The following is a 17,792-nucleotide window of genomic DNA, read 5'->3' as shown; positions in this document are numbered from 1 at the left end:
TGTGGACCCTTATCCCGGGGTCCCGATTGGATGCCGATCACCCCGAAAACGGGGTCCTTATTCCATGCCGAAACACAATCACTGGGCGGGAGCATTCCCATAGGACCCTTCATGGACATGGTGCGGCATTAAACGCATCGATACCCGGCAACGTTGTCATGAACATCGACTAGCAGCGCGAGGCGACGCCATGAGTCATTCGGTTTGGCTATATGTCAGCGTCGAGAACGATTGCGTGAAAGTCTTCGCCTCTTGTGACGCTGCCATCGAATGGCTCCGCGAGATCGATCCCGAAGGCGCGGCCGTCGAATATCCGATTGAGGAAGAGCACGCACCGTCAATCGTACCGAAGCGATCAGATATCCAGACATTGATATCAGCGTTCTTGGAGGCCCGTTCCGTGTTGAGCAACTATCTGGTGCCTGGCAACCCCCGAAGTGCGGATTTCACGGTCGAACAACTGATGGACGCCCTCACGAACGGCGACGTGTTGGCTGCAATCAGTCGGATCGAGGGACGGCAGCGCTTCGGTCTAGTTGAAGTTGAATAGAGCAGGACGACGATCAACTCGTTTTCGTCAAGACGGCTTCTCGCCTGGCCAGCCGCGACGAACGAAACGGAATGCAACAAACAGAAGAACTCCAAGGTTGAAGATGATCGTCAAGCCACTGGGGTTCGCGTTTGCATCGTACAAAGCCTGTAGCAAAGGTTTCTGCGTTTCCTCTTGGATATCGACCGCGCGAGAAATCACCAGAGCCACCATAATGAACGGCATCAGCGTGAAACAAATCTTCAGGATTAGTTGCCGAGTGGGAGAGAGCACCACCGGCGGCGCTGCTTTGCGCACGTCCGCTATCGTAATCCGCTCGTCCGTTTCCGGAAGTCCAGCAATGATAGGCTGAAGCCGAGTGAGGAGCACGCGTCGAGATATGAGCAACGCGCCGTATAGCGAAAAGACGACAGCAGTCGCGATGAGCAATTCTCTGGCGCCATGAGACGGAGATCGGGTCGCCCACACAGCTGCCGTTCCGAAGAGCATGGAGAGGGTCACCCAGGAGCCGGCTACGATGGGAAGCAACGGCACTGAGTCTATGGCTTTGACGATCGCAGCTTTTTGGCTGTCATTGACTAGCAGGTGTATTCCGGAGCCGAAAACCCAAAAACCCGGGGTACGGTAGAGATAGCCCCCTGATAGGGGTTTGAAGAAGACGTATTTCGAAACGCTGCTCATTTCTCGCCTCCTGTCGCCCTATGTCCTTTCTCATGATTTCCTGTCTAGAACCGTGCGTGAGATCACATGTCGAGCTTGCCCCAGCGACGGGGCCTTGGTCCCCAGCTGTGAGAGAGCGCCTCGGCACTCGACACGGCGGCATTGGGTCTTGATTCGACGACGCTATTTGAGACACTTTGGTTTAAGAGCTTGCGCGATTGTAGGCGTCCTGCTCGATCTCCAAACCCGTGTCCCGGCGAGCCTGTTCGACGCCCTGCTCGCGCAGATCCTGCGTGGTCGCGCTCGCGCGCTCATCGGCAGCCTGGCGCGGCTCGGCGCGTGCAATCGCGGCGAGCAGCTCGTCATCGATTGACGGGATCAGCGGCTCATGGCGAAAGCGAGGATCGCCGCCTCGGTGCGCCCCTTGGGCACCAGCTGGCCGTCGACGGCCCGGCGTCGCAGTAGCCAAGCTCGCGTAAGCGAGTCTGGATCTGGACCACGACTTCGAGATCCGGCGCCGGCGGCGTGGAGGCGAGCCTGGCGTGTGCCTCCGGCGTAAGAGCCTCCCGTGAACGAGGCAGTTAAGTTTTGGATGTCGCTGCAGCCACAACCGGATGCCCTCGGGAAATGGTTTATTTCGGTAGGATGGTGGGCGCCTTTATTCACATATCCTATGCAGAAGCGCTTCCGCTTTTTACAGCCTACCCAAAAAAAGCGATTTCGGCACTGCTGATTTCTGAGCGATATGATCTGCTTGAAAAAGATGTGAGAGTTCAAGTCTCATTCAGGAAAGGATCGGGATATCTGGGAGGCGGTTTCGAATGCAGCCATTCGCTCGGTGCTCTCCGATCAACAAAAGTGGAGCACTGCGGCCGAGATAATCCGTAAAGCCTATGCTGCCAACGACCTTTCGTCGGCCCTCCTGGTCGGCCATGGGCGCGCCGAATACGCTGTCCCTGAAAAGATCGCCACGATGATCTGCCAATCTGCTGAAAGTTATCCTGTAGGCCTTGTGGCTCACGCTCAAAATGCACTGCAAGCAATCGTGGGGACGAAGACTGGCAAGCCACTTGGTGAAGTCGCTCTTAGTGGTGCGTGGTTCACCGCCCCTGTGCCGAAGCACTGAGTGCTACTCGTAATACGGCGCCAATGATTCGACGCTTCTCCGCCCTCGCACCCTCCACGGCTCTGTATGCCGCCACGGGGCGCAAGGGTGTCCCGGGCAACCGGGGGCCATCTCCCCGGCATGGAGAAGTAAAATGAAGCTTTGGTGTCCAATGACCCAACCGGTCGCTGTCCGAGAATATCGGCGCTTCAGGTTCGGGCGCTGGGAGCTTGTTCGCGAACATTGCCGGGGCTTGCCCCGCTTTTAGCGAACCAAGCCCCTAACAACTGCCTAGACTGGGCCGCCCTTCGGGGCGGTCCCTTTTTTAGTAGCGCCAAAAGACACTACGTTTCGTATTGATTCTGTAAAGAGTCTGATTTTCTTTTTTGCGGCCTTACGCTTCGACTTCGCTGCTTTTCTTTTCTTCGCCACCGGATGTTGCGGCGGCTTTTCGCGACAGCGCCAGCGGCGCGCTCAAAGCGCTCCCATGCGTCGGGGTGAAGTTCGATTTCCTTGCCAGGTGCTTTTGCCATGGGCCTATTTGACGAACTGATGGGAAGCCGTCCCGATCCCGTACCTGAGATCAGGCCAGATACACCACATTACGAAGCGGTTGGGCGTTTCGTAACATCGTACGCAACTGCTGAAGCCGCCGTTCATTTACTTGCGCGGTACTTGTCCGGCCTGACAGACGAAAAGGCTAGAATTGTTTTCGGTGGGATGCGTCTTCCCGACTTATCTGACACCGTTCGGCAGTTTATGAGAATAGATAAATTAACCGAGGAAGCCCAATCGAACATAGACGAGTGTCTTCGACAATTAGGCATGATCGGCAAGCGCCGCCACAGCCTGGTTCATCGAAGCTCTCATTTTGCCTTCGGCACACTCACCGTGACAAACGTTCTTACCACCAAATCTATGCAGGCCATCGAAACCGAATTTTTCAACGTCCGCGAACTGTCCGACATGCAATCAGATTGCGGCATGATTTACCTACGCTTGGACCGAATTTACGATCCCAAAACGGATGATACCGCTAGCGAGGTACTTCGGCTGAGACCATGGCGCTATAAACATGTTCCGCCAAAGACTCCGAATCTAAAACCCCGCGCCAAGTCTGCAAAACCAACGATCCGGCTTCCCTCATCGCGGGGGAGACCAGAATCGCAGGAGTAGTTTCGGGCGCGCCATCCCCTCTCGGGGCGGCCTCAGAACTCGATTTTGCGTGTGCTTTGTCAAGGTTCTAATGTGCGTCGCACGTCATCAGATCCAACGGCAGACCCTCCTCGCGACGCGCTAGAGCTAACAATCATCCGCGTGGTTAACCGCTTAAACCGAAGGCTAGACTGGGCGAATGGTTCATGGTCCGCGCTTCGGCAGGTTGGTGCACGATACCGTATCGCCATCCGGCGTGCGCATGAACGAAACTCCGCGGCGTTCTTCGACAGATATGCCATCGCCCAGCTCGAAGGAACCATCAGCGGCCCTAGCCACCAATGCTACGCGGGGCTTTTCTTCATTGTTCCGTATCATAGCGGCTTCGCTGCTGCCCGAAGGGCCATAGTCGACGCGTAAGGACTTTGAACGGGTCATGTAGATGCACGATACAGCGGCAAACGTGTCTTTCGGTACGGAAGGTCTGGCGCCGAACACGGGTAACCAGCCGGCACAAGACCCGGCTCCCCAAAGACCCGAGTCGTCGGAGCCCGACATAATTGCTTCATGTCTGTTCGCGAAGGTGTTGAGTACAACCGTCGAGAAATCACGTGGAGCGTCATAGCCGCCCCACCAAAGCGTGACGCCGTCCGGTCTTCGTTCAAGCACTTTGAAGTGAATAAAAACGCACTTGGCACGATTTGCCGTGCACACTTCCACGCTGTCGGCGCCCAGCTGCGTTGCTGTCAGACCGTTGGCTCTGCAGTACAGCCGCTCAGCATGGGAAGCTCCCGACATCACGAGCAATGCACTAACAATCGCTGCGCGAACTACCCTAAGCATTAAAGCCCCGCCAGATTTCCCCTCAAAGTACAGTTTAACGCTTATCCGGCGCTTTGTTCAATATATCGAGGTGCACATTTTGAACGGATGGATTCGCTTCTCGCATGGACCTGCGAGAGGTGTTTGCGACTAACTTGCGTCGGCTGCGGCATGCCAAAGGGCTGTCGCAAGACGATCTCGCATACGAAGCGGAAGTTAGCCGCAGCTATTTGAGTCAATTAGAAAAGGGAGCTTTTTACGCCAGTCTTAAGATCGTTGATAAGTTGGCGAGAGTGCTGGATGTTGAGCCGGCCGAGCTCTTAAGATCACCACAAAGGCGTAGGAAGCTTGAACGCTGATCGGTGAGCGACATATAGGGCGGCCGTAACGCAGTCCCTGCAGTCACCGCCTCGATAGCTGATCGCGAGCTCGCGCCGCAACCCTTACCTACCGTTAACGTTACACAAAACGCGAACCTGATGTGTACCGCGTTTGTGTACACTAAGCGGTTGATATTTCCCTTGTTTTGGAAAAATACACAATACACAGTACACTGAGCGAGCGTTGCCAGCGTCCGCGTCCCTCGCGACGGTAGGCCAGGCATTTCACGACGCGCGCGCTCGGTTTAATCCCTTACACGACTTCCACGTTGGTCCCTGTCACCCGGTCAGAGGTTGTGCATTGGGCAGTTCTTGATTTTGCTGCCTCATCACAACATGCACGACCTGCACAACCTTTTCTGAGCGTTGGAAGAAAGGTCCGGGACCAGCGCGCCGGCCCGCTCGCCGCGTCCCTCCAGCGGCAGTGCTATTTAGTTGTGCAGGTCGTGAAGTCGTGCAGCCGCTGTAAATCGAGCGATTTAAGGCGCAGGCCCTCAAAATGAGGTCGTGCAGAGCGGTCGTGGTCCCCGCGAGTTCATTGCGGGCTTTCAGGCCATTTTACCATGTGGCCGGTTACACGACCGGCGTCCCAGTCGATGGCAAGACCTGTCTTACGGCAGAACTCCGCGCGCGCCATTGCGAGCGACGGGAACATAAGAACTCGGGGCCGGCGGCCGTCCATAGTGGTGACCTGCCGGAGATGGACGGTGGTGACCTTCCGGAGCCGCATGCCAAAAGCCGTGGCGTTGATATGCTGCCCGATAATGCGCGAAGCGCGGCACGCCCCTTCATGCAGGGCCGTGGACTCCATCGCTTTCGGGTTGCCGTCGCCGTCCCAGAGCACGTTGCCGGACTTGAGTAAGCCCAAAAACCACTCGGTCACCGGGTCCATGCTAGCTTCTTTCTGCTCGGCAAGGGCGGCGTTCTCGTAAGGACGCACGAACCCGTCACCGATGTTGAAGCGGAGCAACTCCCAGAGCAAACGCGCACGCCCGCCACCGTCCAACTCGGCATGAAGCGCTGCGAAATAGGCGTGGTTCTGGGCCACCGCATCGCTCACTTTGAATACCGTGTTCCGGCGGTCGCTAATCTCCGCATTGACGACGTGGTCGTCGTTAGACGTGAGAATGTAGCGGGCAAAACTGTCCACGGTTACGCTGTCCACGCCCTTGCTCTCCATGCGCTCAGTCTTGGCCGAGATGCGGTTTTTGACTTTGCCAGTGAGGCGCTTGTCCCCAGTCCAGAAGGCTTCGTCGAGCAGCACCACGACCTTGCCTGAGGTTCGGGAGTTGAACTGCCCAATAAGCTCCTCAATGTTGTCGGTCTGGGCAAAGTGAGCCTCGTTGAAAAGCGAGCCGACAACCTCGCCAAGCGTCGACTTGCCCGCCCCCTGGGGCCCCGTCAGCGCAACAACCACCCCAGATTTATCCCATGGGCGTTGCACGAGCTGCGCCATCCAGCGCCAGAGCCACATCAAGCCCTGCTGGTCGCTGTTGCAAACGATACGAAGCAAGTAGTCTTTGAATTTCTCGCAGCTACCCTGCTCGCACGGCTCGCATGAATACCCCCGCCAGAGGTTGAACATGTTAGCCAGCGCGGCCTGGCCTTTGGCGCGTCTGCCCTCGGGGGCGAGCACGATGCTATCATAGGCGTGGCGGTGGTCGGAGGCGTACCACCACCGCGCCATGCCGACCGGCTTGAGGCCAGGCAACTCGAATTTTAAGGCGGCGTGCAAGTCGAAAAACGCTTCTTTCTTGAGGAGGCCGCCGGAGCCTGGGATTTCGTGGAGGTGCTTGCGGTCCAGCACATGCACGGCCGGGCCGATGCGCACTAAGGCGTAACGGTAGGAGAGCGCGGCGGCAGCGGCACCGTAGGCGGCGCCCTCATCGGTGCCCTCCAGAGCAGCCATCATCTTCGACCAGAGGCGAGCATCAATCTCCCGGCTGAAGTCCTTAGCGCTATGCGCTGGCTCTTCGCTAGGTAGGCGGAACACGCGCCCGTGGTGCGCCCACGAAAAGATAATGTCCTCGTAAACGATTGCGATACTGTCGCCCCCGTAATTGGGATCCAAAGGGTCGCGGCACCGAAGCTTGACCTTTTCGCCCTTGGTCAGCGGTTTGTAACGGTTGACCAGCTCTCGCGCCGACATCACGCCGACGCCTGACAATTCAATCTTCTCCTCGCCAGTGAGCAGAAACGTTGGATAGCCTTCCCTCGAACGGCCAACCGAATTGACGGACCGCGACCACTCGGGATGCTTCGCGAGAAATTCGGTGCGGCGCTTCTCACTTAGAGCCTTCACCGTCGGTGTATCTTTCAGCTCCTCAATCTTCATGTAGAGCTTCTTGCGCTCTTCCGGCGTCAGCTCTGGGATCGCCGTTTTCGTGTCGAGGTAGTCGCCATAGTGGTGCACTAGCGTCGGGCGATTGCGGAGCTCATAACCTTGGGGAACGACTGCCGGACAGGAGAACACGGGCCGGGCGACAGCGCCTAACTGGCTATCTAAAATCGAGCGCGGATGGACGATTCCTGCGTTGTCGACAAAGGCGTGAAGGTGACCGGCCAGCATTGCGCGCTCGTGCAGTGTCTTAAGTGCGCGCGGGATGTCCTCCTGGTCCTTGACTGCAAAACGGACGTGAGTCCCAAACGAGCGCCTCACGACTTTGCCACTGGCCACTTCGGTCAGATCGCCGTGCGAGCCCGAAGGATGAGACACTGCATCCGCGCCCGCCAACGCTGGGCAGACACCCACAAGTGCACTCCAATAGGCGGTCGGATCCTTGTATTCCAGCGGCGGGATGCACTCCTCAGCACTCTTCGGGTCCAGGTCGCAGACCATCAGTCCGGCGATACCGGGGCGGAATTCAAAGTGCTTACCAGTGCGCGTGAGCGCTGCACCTGAGCTCTCCATGCCGTATTCCAGCAGGGATCCAGGACGAACGTCGGTGCTCACCTGCTTGCCTTTTGGTACCGAGCAAACAACGTACATGCTAGGTTGTGCGATGGTTGCTGTCTCTACCACATTGCTTTCTGTCACAAGCATCTTGCCGGAGGATGTCGCGTGCGTGACTTTCGAAACCGAGCCGTCAGGATTGAAAATATATCTCTTAGCGCCGCAAGACTTGGCGTCTTCAGCAAACGTGACGACTATTTTCTTGTGCTCTCGTGGATTGCTGAACGAGACTGCTGAGTGCCATGGGGTAATTGGCAAAGCCTTCCGAGCTGCTTCCTTGGCTTCGCGCTCGGCCAGCACGATCCTTGCGATCTCGCTTGCCTCCCCAGGGCTGCAACCGCTGTACCCGGCCCTGGGGTTTGCAATGAAGTCGCGTAACTGTTCGTCGGAGAAGCTGAAATTTTGCATCTGTGCAGCCAGTGCTTCACGCCTGCCTGACGTATTGCTCAGGTCGCTCATAGGTGCTCTACGCTGGTTTTGTGTAGAATTGTTCTCGTGGCTTCGAGAATTGTTCTATCGACCTTCAACTCTTCTCCCAATTCGATTAGGCACGCTAGATAACCGGCTTGCCAAGCCGTGTCAGGATGATCTGCTAAGAACAGTCTAAGTCCCATTTCGATGTAGGACTTGAAGGGGGATTGCTCGGCACCTTTTGCGAGCACACGCGTGCTCAACGTAGTGGGCTGCTTCCCCAATCTATCGAGTTTTGACGTCCTCGCCCGCGCGACCACGGTAGGTATGACGGCATGCGGCACGTCTTCGGCGATGCCAAACACTTTGCGGATGTCCTGGGCAACTCTTGCCAACTTTGCCTTTAAGGCGGCGTTCTCGGCTTTGAGATGCGCAAGGAGCGCGTTGTGGTCCGGTGGTTGCTCGGCGGCCTTCAGCAGCGGGTCCGGCATCACGCCACCGCCTTCTTGCGGCCAGCGTTCGGGCGACGGGCAGATGGATTTTCGGCCGTGGAATTCACGCGCTGGCCCAGCATCCAGGCATCCAGGTCATCGCGGTGATAACGGACGCGCTTGCCAATTCGCGCAAACTTCGGCCCTTCGCCGGAAATGCGCCACTTTGCCAGCGCTGCGGGGGAAACGCCGAGATAACTCGACGCGCCGTCGCCCGTCATCCAATCCAATGCAGTCATAGGAAAAACCCTCATAAGTAGTTGCGAGGGCTACGGCATAGCGCGTACGATAATCAGCTATCAGGACAAACTTCGCGGACGCTATGTCCGGTTTTCGGTCAGGTTTTCGGCGGCCTCCCCTCAGGGCGCGCGTCGAGGCCAAGCGTCTTCCGGTCACGTCGATACTGCCGCGCCGCCGCTTCGTCCTCGTGATGTGGTGGGTCAGCCTCAAGCCTCATGACCCGCTTATGCGCCCGAACCAGCCGCGTCTCGGTGGAGCTCGGATTGAGGGCACCGTCGTGCTCGGCGGCCATGATGATATGTCCTAGCAGCTGGGCCGCTTCCGCCTGTGGCAGCGTGCGCAATAGCTGGAGCGTCTCCTGCGTAACAAGGATGGCATCGGGCAGCGGTGCGTTCACGTCTATCAGACCAGGTTCAACGAATAGTCGGCGCCTTCCAGCGGGTTTGCGCTCGGGACGCTGCGCCATCGTTGCGGGAGGACGCTTGCTCACCGGCTGCCCCGTTTCAGTTCGACGATTTCGGCGTCGCCGCCCTCACCCGCGTCGGCACGACCGACACCAATGCGGCTCGCAATCTCAGAGCCCACACGTTCGGCGGCGCGTCGCAGCGGGTCATCGGCAAGGTGGGCGTAACGCTGCGTGGCCTGTACCGATTTATGACCGAGCAAGGCGCCTGTAATTTGCAACCCAAAGCCCGAGCTTGCCGAGACCGCCCCGGCTGTGTGTCGCAGGTCGTGGCCTCGGACATCGCCGAGACCTGCGGCTTCGCGAACTCGCTGCCATGCACGCTTGATGTCGGCGCGCGGCTTGCCTTCCACCGTGGAGGCGATGACGAACCGGCCGATGCGGGGAAGCTCGCTTAGGATCTGCAAAGCAGGCGCATTCAGGATGACAGGCCGGCGACCGCGCTTGGCTTCGGAAAGGTTGATTACGCCACGCTCGAAATCGATGCGCGACCATTCGAGATGAAGGATTTCGCGCAATCGACAGCCGGTGAGCAGCAACAGCCGGATAGCAGCCGCCGCGAACTGGTCGATGATGACGCGTCGCGCCTTGCGGTCATCGCCTGAGTTCACCGGTAGGCCGACAGTCTCGGCTTGGTAGATGGCGGCACCGAGCCGCGTCAATTCCTCGGAGGTTAGGAAGCGTTCTTTGCCCTCCTCAGCCACGCGCTCCACTTCGGTTGCCGCCGCCGGATTGTGGCCCTTCTTGCAATGGCCGTTTTTCCCTGCCCACGTGAACAGGCTGGAAAGGACGCGGAGGGTTTTGTTGCGCTGGGCCGGGCGCTCATGCAGGGCCTTGGCTACGCGACCAATTGCCGCCGTGTTCATGTCATCTAGCGCGTTGCTGCCGATGCGTGGGATGACGTGCAGTCGAAGGGCGCGGGCGTATCCATCTTGCGTGCTCGCCTTCCGCTTCGCGGATTTCTTCGCCTTTGCTTTCTCGTCCATTGGATCAAAACCGAGCCAGAGCTTGGCGACCTCGTGCAGGCTCATAGCGGCGCGTCTGGCGGCTCTGTCGGCTGCTGGGTCTATTCCTCGGTTCACGGCGGCGAGCAGTTGTTTGGCCTCGGTTCGGGCCTGCGATGCATTCCAGGTCTCAACCCGACCGATCGTGACTGTCTGGCTCTTGCCTCGCCGGCTATATTTGACGGCGTAGGACTTCGCGCCGCTCGGCTGGACTCGGAGATAGAAGCCCGGGAGCATGTCGTCCCGCACCCACTGTTCGCGGTCGGTCGGCGGGACGGCGGCGATACTAGCGTCGGTGAATTTCATGTGGAGGTTCGCTGCGGTGCTGTTTCTTTTCGCGAGAAGGCTGCGAGAAGCGCATAAGAGAATTCGACGGAATTCAGAGCAATTCAAACTACGAGTAAGTGCCTGAAGCAAGGAAAGAAATCAACCAGACCGAATTCAGAGGAATATCAGCAAGTTAGCCGCCCCAACATTCGTAATGACGGGGTCGGGGGTTCGAATCCCTCTTGCGGCACCAGCGCCTTGATTGTCCGGCCCGAAGACATGGGTAACGGAACGTACCTAAGACATGGGTGACAGCCTCGTTGTCGAGACGTTGCAGGGTTTTCTGCTCCAGGTCGAAATATCCCAGATCATAGTGCATGAAGCTGACGAGCCAAATGCTTCGCGGCCCGCGTGTCGCGCGCTTTGGTCATTTGCCTTGGATTGACAGCGCGTCCGGACGGCCGAAACTACAGGCAACGGGGCGGCGCGAGGCAGCATGCACGATATCCTGGTGGTTGGGCTCGTCGCGCTGACGTCCGGCGCCATTGGTCTTCCGTTCTCCCTGCTTCTGCCGTCGGACCAGTTTGCTGGGCGCTCGCGCCGCCGCTTGGTTTCGGCCTTCTCGCCGCAGGTACCGCGGTCCTGTATCTCTCCGGCGTCGCTCCGTGGGTGACGTTGCCTGCGATGGCAATCGCCGGTCTTGTCATTGCCGCTGCAATACGCTTCCCGGCGCTGCGTCGGCGGCCTGAGCCATCGCCCGGACGATGGCTCGCGATGGCGATAGCGATCGCGGCTATCGCGATGGTGTGTCTTGCTCCCGGCTGGACGGAGGCGCGCGCTTCCGCGTTTTCCAGGCCAACGTCTACGATCATATGTTGTACGTGGGATCGTCGGTCTCGTATCGCGTGCTCGACTACGCAACCCTGGCCATCCAGGGCGCGGACGAGCCGAACTCCAATCCAATTTCAGTGATGGCACTGAAGTTCGTCGACTATCGCGGCGCCGTGTCGATGATCCATGCGGCAATCGCCGCTATCAGTCGCGGCGATGTCGTCGATTGCGCCTATCCGTATATGGTCGGCATGCAGCTCAACATGCTGTTTGCCGCGCTGTTCGTCTTTGTCAACGCGCTCTCGATGCGGCGCTGGCTGGCGTTTGCGTGCGCCGTCGCGCTCACGATCGGCTTCTTCGAACAGTACGTCTTCGATATCAACGCCTGGTCTCAACTTGCGACGCAGCCGATCTTCCTGCTTCTGCTCGCATTCGTGGCGTTCGCCTTCGATCGCAATCGCTTTGGGCAAATGCCCAGCTCGATCATGCGGTTGGGAGCGGTCTTTGCGGCGTTGATGACCGGCGCGTTCTTTCTCTATCCGGAATCGCTGACGATCTACGGTCTCGCCGCAGCGGTTGCGGCCGCGATGGGCTGCTGGCATCGCGCCTCGCGCAAGGCCTTGCCCGTGGCTGCGTCAGGCCTGGGGGCAGGTGTGGGAATATCGCTGCTCGCGTGCATCCCGCTCTGGTCCGGCACGGTTGCCTATGTCGTCCGCCAGCTGAGTCATGCAGCGATCAACCCGCCCGACTGGTGGAAATACTATCAGCGCTACCTGTTCGGCAGTGACGCGAACTTTCTCGATGTCATCGGCAGCCCCGACAGTCGTATCGGAGAACTGGCGAACGCCTGGTTCTCATTGCCCGTCGAATCCGCGCTTGCGGGTCTCGGCCTCTATGCGGTGCTGCCGTCGGCGGGTTGGCCCGCCGCGGTGGCGGTTGCGTGGAAATTGCTGCTCTATGGCTTTCTGTTCGTGCTGTTGAGGGGCATCGCAAGAACCGCGTGGACGATCTGGCGCGCCGAGCCGGACGGAAGCGTCGCGCGGCTCCTGGCAGGCAGCCTTGCCGGACGCCTCATGCCGATTGCCATTCTCGCGGCCGGTCATGGTTGGGCCGCGGGCAAGGGCCTGGCCATGGCGACGCCGATGCTCTTCACGCTTGTCATTGCTCCCTTGGCGCGCTTGGTTCCCTTGGCTGCGAATCGGTGGAATCCGGGCGCCGTCGCCGCCGTTGTCGTCGTCGTGGCTGTTCACCTCGGCCTTGGCATGTTGCGGCCGCTGCTGGTGATGCAAGCGGTGGGCGCAAGTCTTCCGGGGCTTCCGACCGCCGCCGCGCAGGTCAACGCGCAAAAGGCGACGTCTCTCGACTGGGACTACAATCGCTTGTCGGCGGACATCAAGAGCTGCAACGCACTCGTCATCGATGTTGCGAATCCGATGATGCACAATTTGTTGCGCCGGCTCGCAGCGGAGCTTCGGGTGCCCTGGGCGGCGCCGCGAATCATGTCCTGGCCCGACACGGCGGGGCGGCCGTATTTTCCCGAAGGTTTTGAAAAGTTCGACTGTCTGGTGGCGTCCGGGCGGCTCACTGCCAATCCGGGGCAGCGGCTGATATCCGTGGCCACAGACCGGTCTTCGCGCGAATTCATGGATGGGCAGCGCAATGAGCTTGAGGTCGGCACGGAAGCCCCGCCGGGGATCGCAACGCGCGGTCTTTTCGGCAAGGAAATCACCCCAGGGGGTGCGCTGCAATGGGCATCACCGAGCGGGCGTCTCGAGATTCCGAACAAGCCTGTGATGCCGGCGCGCACGTTGAAGCTCGAATTGTGGCCCATGCCGATCTGCGGAAACGAGTTCCTGGTCAAGATCAATGGGCGTGAGATCTACAAAGGCGTCGTGCCCGCAGGCCCGTTGTCATTTCCCCTCGATCAGTTTGCAGGCGACGAAACGCTCGTGGTCGAGCTGGACACCAATGCCGTCACGCATTTTCCGGGCGATCCCCGCGACCTCGGTTTTGCGATCCGGGAGCTGAGCGTTCGCCGCTAGCCAATGAACAGATGCGAGGGATGCCGCCGGCGTGATTCGCATCACATTACCTCGATCGCGGCTCCCCTAGTGTCCAGCTCACGCCAAACACGGGGAGATTTCATATGCGCAAGATCATTCTGGTGACCGCCATGGTGCTGGTCTCTGCCTCTGCCCAGGCCGGAGGCCCGCGCAGCCTGTCGCTGTCCGCGGTGAGCGAGCCGGCTTCGGTTCAGCAAACGGCGCCGGCGCTTGCCGCCGCGCCGACGCAGGTGAGCGAAGCAGCGCCTGCCGCCGAAGCTCCGAAATATCTCGATCGCCCGCCGGCGGTGTCGCTCAATGCGCCCGCGGCGGTTGCCACACCCACGACCACGACGGCCTCAGCGCCCGCGACGACGACGCAACCCGCCGCGAAGACAACGGCCAAGGCAGACAAGCCGAAGCACAAGCGCAGCTGGACCGAAGGCCGCATCATCAGCGAGCTGCATCGCCATGGCATCTACTGGTAAGATGCCCGCTCTCAAAAGGATATGGCCGGGACAAGCCCGGCCATCACGCGAGAGTTTTGAATCTGATCGGGCGCGTTACTGCGAAACCGTCTGCACCACGCTCCCGATCGGACGCGCGCTCGAGGTCGGCACCTTTAGGTCCTTCAGCAGCGCCTCGTCATATTCCGGCAGCGACTGGAGGGTCGTCTTGGCCTTCATCTGCACGATCTTGTAGCCGCCGGCCTTCAGCCGCGCGAGCAGCGCGGGCATGGCTTCGCCGGTGTGCTTCTGGAAGTCGTGCATCAGGATGATGCCCTTGCCGAGCTTGTCGAGCCTGGTCATCACGGTCTCGATGATCTTCTCCGGCGTGGCGCCCTTCCTGAAATCGAAGGAGTCGATATCCGTCGAGAACATCGCGACGTTTCGGGTGCCGAAATAGCTCACGATCGCCGGATTGTGCTGGAGCTGCGGGAAGCGGAAGAACGGCGCCGGGTTGGTGCCGAGCGCGTATTTCACCGCGCTAATGCCCTTTTCGACCTCGTCCTTGGCCATCTGCTCGGTCATCTTCTTGCCGTTCAGATTGACGTGCGACCAGGTGTGCGTGCCGACCGTATGGCCCTGGGCCAGCACCTGGCGCAGGATCTCCGGGTGGTAGGTCGCATGCTTGCCGACCGAGAAGAACAGGCCCTTGGCGCATTCGTCCGCGAGCGCCTTCAGTACGGCGGGCGTGTTGACCGGCCAGGGGCCGTCGTCGAACGTCAGCACGACCTCCTTGTCGGTGAGGAAGTCGAACTGCTTGAAATGATCGAAGCCGAAGCCCGGACCGCCGGTGGTGTCGATCTCGACCACGCGGGAGACGCCGAGCGCGTTGGGATTGGCGCAGGTCGATTTCTGCTGAACCGGCATCGGCGCGGGTGCGGGCGCCGGGGCTGCTGCCGCCGGCTTGGCCGCGATCGCGGCCGTGGTCGCGACGTCGTCCTTGGCGGCGAGCTTCGCCTGTGCCGGCAATGGATCGGCGGCACGGGCGGCAATCGTCTTGGGAGCGGCCTGGTCGGCGCGCGAGGAATAATAAAACCAACCGCCGGCGGCAATCACGACCGCCGCAACTACACTGGCCAGCATCAGGCCCAACGCATTACGCATCGCCATTCTTTCCAATTACGCAACCAAACCGGCGGAATTTCCCGCTCGACGAGCCATTAATGCGAAGGAACAGTTAACGTGACACCAACACGACAGCGGATACGAAGGAATTTCAGCGAGGTGCGCCAGCGTGACCGAGGTCACAGAGGGTGAGCCTCCCGTGACCGTCATCACAGTCGGAACTGTTTTGCTGGAGCATGGTCAATCCCATCAACAACGGCGGGCCCGCTTCCGCGGTGCCAATGGGAGCTTCAAATGACCAACTCGCTGAACATCAAGTCCTTAAGTAGCAAGATCCGCGACGTCAGCCTGGCTCTGGGCTTTGCCGCCATCCTCTCGATCGCCTCGACCGGCTCGAGCTTCGCCTTCTCGTCCGAAGCGCAGCAGCAGTGCACCGGCGACGCTTTCCGCCTGTGCTCGTCGGAAATCCCGAACATCCCGAAGATCACGGCGTGCATGATGAAGCATCGTTCGGATCTGAGCGCCGGTTGCCGTGCGGTGATGGACAAGGATCTCGCCAAGGGCGGCGCGTCACGCAAGGTCGCTGACGCCCGGGACAGTCAATAAGAGTCGGTCAGTAACAGCAACGATAGCGTCGTTGCGTCGGTTAGCTCCCCTCGCGATGTGCCCCGGCGTGATGCCGGAGCGCCGCGGCGGCGCAAGCCCGTCTGCCAATAAAGCCGTTGCGGCTTCGGGATCGTCGCTCTAGCTTCGCCCGCACATCTTCCGGGTAAGAGGCATTACGCGATGACCAGATTTCTTTGCATCATTCCATTGATCCTGTTTGCATCGGCTGCGTCAGCGCAGCAGCCCGGTCACGACGCCTGCGCGCGCGACGTCACGCGCTTCTGCCGTCCGGTGATGAACAATGGCGATGGCGCCGTGCTCGCCTGCCTCAAGCAGAACCGTACGCGGCTCACCAAGGGCTGCGACAAGGTGCTGACGGATCACGGGCAGTAAGACGTCGCTACGGACTCGCAAAACCTAAGTGCTGCTTCCCGCCGCAGTGGCGACCACGGGCAGCACCTCACTTGCTGCCTGGTCCGGCGTCTCCTCTTTCCAGCGCACTGAGCCGAACGGACGCTCGAGCATGCGGCGGATCCGCACCGGATCCGGGCCGATGTGGAAATCGATCGCCTCCTGATGCAGCGCGCGTTCGGACTGGGTCGAGCGGTTGCGCTGGCGCAGATAGTCGAGCCAAGTCGGGCAATGATAGCGCTCGGTCCACAATTCGGGATCGGCGATGTCGCGCGCGATCGACCAGCCATAGGCGCCGTTGCGCTGGCGAGAGAGCTGCACGTCCTGCATCACGTTGTGAAAGGCGCGGGCGTTCTCTTGGGCGACGCGGTATTCGATCTCGACCACCAGCGGCCCGCTGCGCGCCGTGAGCGACAGTTTGACTTCCGGATCGGCCAGCAGATCGGCGTCTTCGTTGCGGGCGCCGACGCGCGGCATCGTGAGCCAGATCCCGAGCACCGGCGAGATCAGCATCAGGCCGGCGGCCGTCAGCAGCGCTACCTCGACGCCGGCATAGTCGGTGAGATGGCCCCAACCCCAGGCGCCGATCGCGATGCCGCCGGAAATCGAAGCCTGAAACGCCGCGAGCGAGCGGCCGGCGACCCAGCGCGGCGCCGAGAGCTGCACGCCGATATTGAACAGCGCGATGGCGGCCATCCAGACCGCGCCGGCGAGCACCAGCGCAGCCGCGGTCAGCACCGGCTCGGTGCTCACGGCGAGAGCGGCCATCGCAAACGCCATCGAGATGGTGCAGGCGCGGATCGCGGCTTCGCCGCTCATGCGCTTGCGCAATTCGTGGATGTTGAGCGCGCCGATCACAGCGCCCATTCCGAAGGCGCCGAGCATGATGCCGTAGGTTTGCGCGCCGCCATGCAGCAGATCACGTGCGACCAGCGGCATCAACGCCATGATGGCACCGCCAATCAGGCCCATCACCAGCGTGCGCAACAGCACGATCTTGATCGGCGGCGAATTGGTGATGTAGCGGAAGCCCGATACCATGGCGCGGTTGAGCTTCTCCCGCGGCAGGCGCGAGGGTTCGGTGTTGCGCCGCCAGAGCAGCAGCACCACCAACAGCGGCAAATAGAGGATCGCGTTACACGCGAACGCCGCGACAGCACCGAGTGCGGCGACGATGACACCGCCGACCGCAGGGCCGAAGCTGCGGGCGATGTTGTAGCTGATGCCGTTCAGCGCGACGGCTGACGGCAGTGCATCGGGCGGCACCTGCTCGCTGACCGAGGACTGCCAGGCCGGACCGAACAGTGCGTTGCCGCTGCCGACGACGAAGCAGAAGGCGAGCAGCGTTTCCGGGGAAATGAAGTTGAGCCAGGCCAGGACCGTGAGTGCGGTCGCGCCAGTCAGCGCGATCATGAGCGCGATCAGGGTGACGATACGGCGGTCATACATGTCGGCGATGGCGCCCGCCGGCATCGAGATCAGCATGATCGGCAGCATCAGGGCGGTCTGTACCAGCGCCACCTTGTCCGCCGAGGCCGCCATCTGCGTCATCGCCCAGGCGGCGCCCACGCCCTGGATCAGCAGGCCGAGATTGGAGAGCAGGCTGGCGAGCCAGATGCGCCGGAACACGGTGTACCGTAGCGGCGCCATGATGCCGTCGGCGTCAATTTTCTGACGGTTCGTCTGCTCGGTCATATCCCCTTCCAAATGGGCTGGCAGAAGTGGCGTCGGCGTGGTCTTTGGGCGATTTCGGCAAGTTCAGTGATGCCCGCGAAAGTCCTTCGCTGTCCAGTGGTTAGGCCGGTATAAGCGGTGCACAGAGATGCTTTT

General features: G+C 60.4%; 17 protein-coding genes. 8 read left to right on the top strand and 9 right to left on the bottom strand.

The window, feature by feature from the left end; genetic code table 11:
- Positions 1 to 190: 190 nt before the first annotated feature.
- The gene (locus AC0L23_RS32385) at positions 191 to 550 is read left to right on the top strand and encodes a hypothetical protein (RefSeq protein WP_473357913.1); all 360 of its coding nucleotides are present in this window, start codon (positions 191 to 193) and stop codon (positions 548 to 550) included.
- Between the two features lie 27 nt (positions 551 to 577).
- Here AC0L23_RS32385 and AC0L23_RS32380 read toward each other — a convergent pair whose 3' ends face one another.
- The gene (locus AC0L23_RS32380; protein ID WP_473357912.1) at positions 578 to 1,231 is read right to left on the bottom strand and encodes a hypothetical protein; all 654 of its coding nucleotides are present in this window, start codon (positions 1,229 to 1,231) and stop codon (positions 578 to 580) included.
- A 148-nt stretch (positions 1,232 to 1,379) separates the two neighbouring features.
- Here AC0L23_RS32380 and AC0L23_RS32375 point away from each other — a divergent pair, with 148 nt between their 5' ends.
- Entirely contained in the window at positions 1,380 to 1,583 is a 204-nt protein-coding gene (locus AC0L23_RS32375; protein WP_473357911.1) for a hypothetical protein, read from the top strand.
- Positions 1,584 to 2,846: 1,263 nt separating this feature from the next.
- A complete protein-coding gene (locus tag AC0L23_RS32370; protein WP_473357910.1) occupies positions 2,847 to 3,491 on the top strand; it encodes a hypothetical protein in 645 nt (214 codons plus the stop codon).
- Between the two features lie 183 nt (positions 3,492 to 3,674).
- Here AC0L23_RS32370 and AC0L23_RS32365 read toward each other — a convergent pair whose 3' ends face one another.
- Positions 3,675 to 4,268: a hypothetical protein gene (locus AC0L23_RS32365; RefSeq protein ID WP_473357909.1), complete on the bottom strand. Its 594-nt coding sequence runs from the start codon at positions 4,266 to 4,268 to the stop codon at positions 3,675 to 3,677.
- A gap of 149 nt (positions 4,269 to 4,417) precedes the next feature.
- On the opposite strand from AC0L23_RS32365, the gene AC0L23_RS32360 reads away from it, so the two are divergent.
- Complete coding sequence (locus tag AC0L23_RS32360) at positions 4,418 to 4,651, top strand: helix-turn-helix domain-containing protein (protein WP_473357908.1); 234 nt, start codon at positions 4,418 to 4,420, stop codon at positions 4,649 to 4,651.
- 556 nt (positions 4,652 to 5,207) lie between these two features.
- On the opposite strand, the gene AC0L23_RS32355 is transcribed toward AC0L23_RS32360, so the two are convergent.
- From AC0L23_RS32355 to AC0L23_RS32335, 5 genes are all read right to left on the bottom strand, one after another.
- Positions 5,208 to 8,084 carry a DUF5906 domain-containing protein gene (locus tag AC0L23_RS32355; RefSeq protein WP_473357907.1) on the bottom strand — a complete coding sequence of 959 codons (2,877 nt, stop codon included), beginning with the start codon at positions 8,082 to 8,084 and terminating at the stop codon, positions 5,208 to 5,210.
- Complete coding sequence (locus AC0L23_RS32350; protein ID WP_473357906.1) at positions 8,081 to 8,527, bottom strand: hypothetical protein; 447 nt, start codon at positions 8,525 to 8,527, stop codon at positions 8,081 to 8,083. The genes AC0L23_RS32355 and AC0L23_RS32350 overlap by 4 nt, the downstream gene beginning before the upstream one ends.
- Complete coding sequence (locus AC0L23_RS32345) at positions 8,527 to 8,766, bottom strand: helix-turn-helix domain-containing protein (RefSeq protein WP_473357905.1); 240 nt, start codon at positions 8,764 to 8,766, stop codon at positions 8,527 to 8,529. Before AC0L23_RS32345 ends, AC0L23_RS32350 begins: the two co-directional genes overlap by 1 nt.
- Positions 8,767 to 8,864: 98 nt before the next feature.
- A complete protein-coding gene (locus tag AC0L23_RS32340; protein ID WP_473357904.1) occupies positions 8,865 to 9,164 on the bottom strand; it encodes a hypothetical protein in 300 nt (99 codons plus the stop codon).
- An 89-nt stretch (positions 9,165 to 9,253) separates the two neighbouring features.
- Entirely contained in the window at positions 9,254 to 10,540 is a 1,287-nt protein-coding gene (locus AC0L23_RS32335; RefSeq protein ID WP_473357903.1) for a tyrosine-type recombinase/integrase, read from the bottom strand.
- Positions 10,541 to 11,265: 725 nt separating this feature from the next.
- Between AC0L23_RS32335 and AC0L23_RS32330 the strand changes: the two genes are divergently transcribed.
- A complete protein-coding gene (locus AC0L23_RS32330) occupies positions 11,266 to 13,374 on the top strand; it encodes a hypothetical protein (RefSeq protein WP_085359623.1) in 2,109 nt (702 codons plus the stop codon).
- A 104-nt stretch (positions 13,375 to 13,478) separates the two neighbouring features.
- On the top strand, positions 13,479 to 13,862 hold the full coding sequence (locus tag AC0L23_RS32325; RefSeq protein WP_085348532.1) for a hypothetical protein: 384 nt from the start codon (positions 13,479 to 13,481) through the stop codon (positions 13,860 to 13,862).
- A gap of 75 nt (positions 13,863 to 13,937) precedes the next feature.
- Here AC0L23_RS32325 and AC0L23_RS32320 read toward each other — a convergent pair whose 3' ends face one another.
- Complete coding sequence (locus AC0L23_RS32320; protein ID WP_085359671.1) at positions 13,938 to 14,984, bottom strand: polysaccharide deacetylase family protein; 1,047 nt, start codon at positions 14,982 to 14,984, stop codon at positions 13,938 to 13,940.
- A gap of 255 nt (positions 14,985 to 15,239) precedes the next feature.
- Here AC0L23_RS32320 and AC0L23_RS32315 point away from each other — a divergent pair, with 255 nt between their 5' ends.
- Positions 15,240 to 15,551, top strand: a complete 312-nt coding sequence (locus AC0L23_RS32315; RefSeq protein ID WP_085359625.1) for a hypothetical protein — start codon at positions 15,240 to 15,242, stop codon at positions 15,549 to 15,551.
- A 180-nt stretch (positions 15,552 to 15,731) separates the two neighbouring features.
- The gene (locus tag AC0L23_RS32310) at positions 15,732 to 15,944 is read left to right on the top strand and encodes a hypothetical protein (protein WP_085348531.1); all 213 of its coding nucleotides are present in this window, start codon (positions 15,732 to 15,734) and stop codon (positions 15,942 to 15,944) included.
- 24 nt (positions 15,945 to 15,968) lie between these two features.
- Here the strand turns inward: AC0L23_RS32310 and AC0L23_RS32305 are convergent, their stop codons facing one another.
- Positions 15,969 to 17,657 carry an MFS transporter gene (locus AC0L23_RS32305; RefSeq protein ID WP_018459736.1) on the bottom strand — a complete coding sequence of 563 codons (1,689 nt, stop codon included), beginning with the start codon at positions 17,655 to 17,657 and terminating at the stop codon, positions 15,969 to 15,971.
- Between the last annotated feature and the right edge of the window lie 135 nt (positions 17,658 to 17,792).

This window comes from Bradyrhizobium sp. MI1.4 (assembly GCF_055811315.1).
The sequence above is the reverse complement of the archived record's forward strand: the minus strand, read 5'-3'. Positions and strand labels throughout refer to the sequence as shown.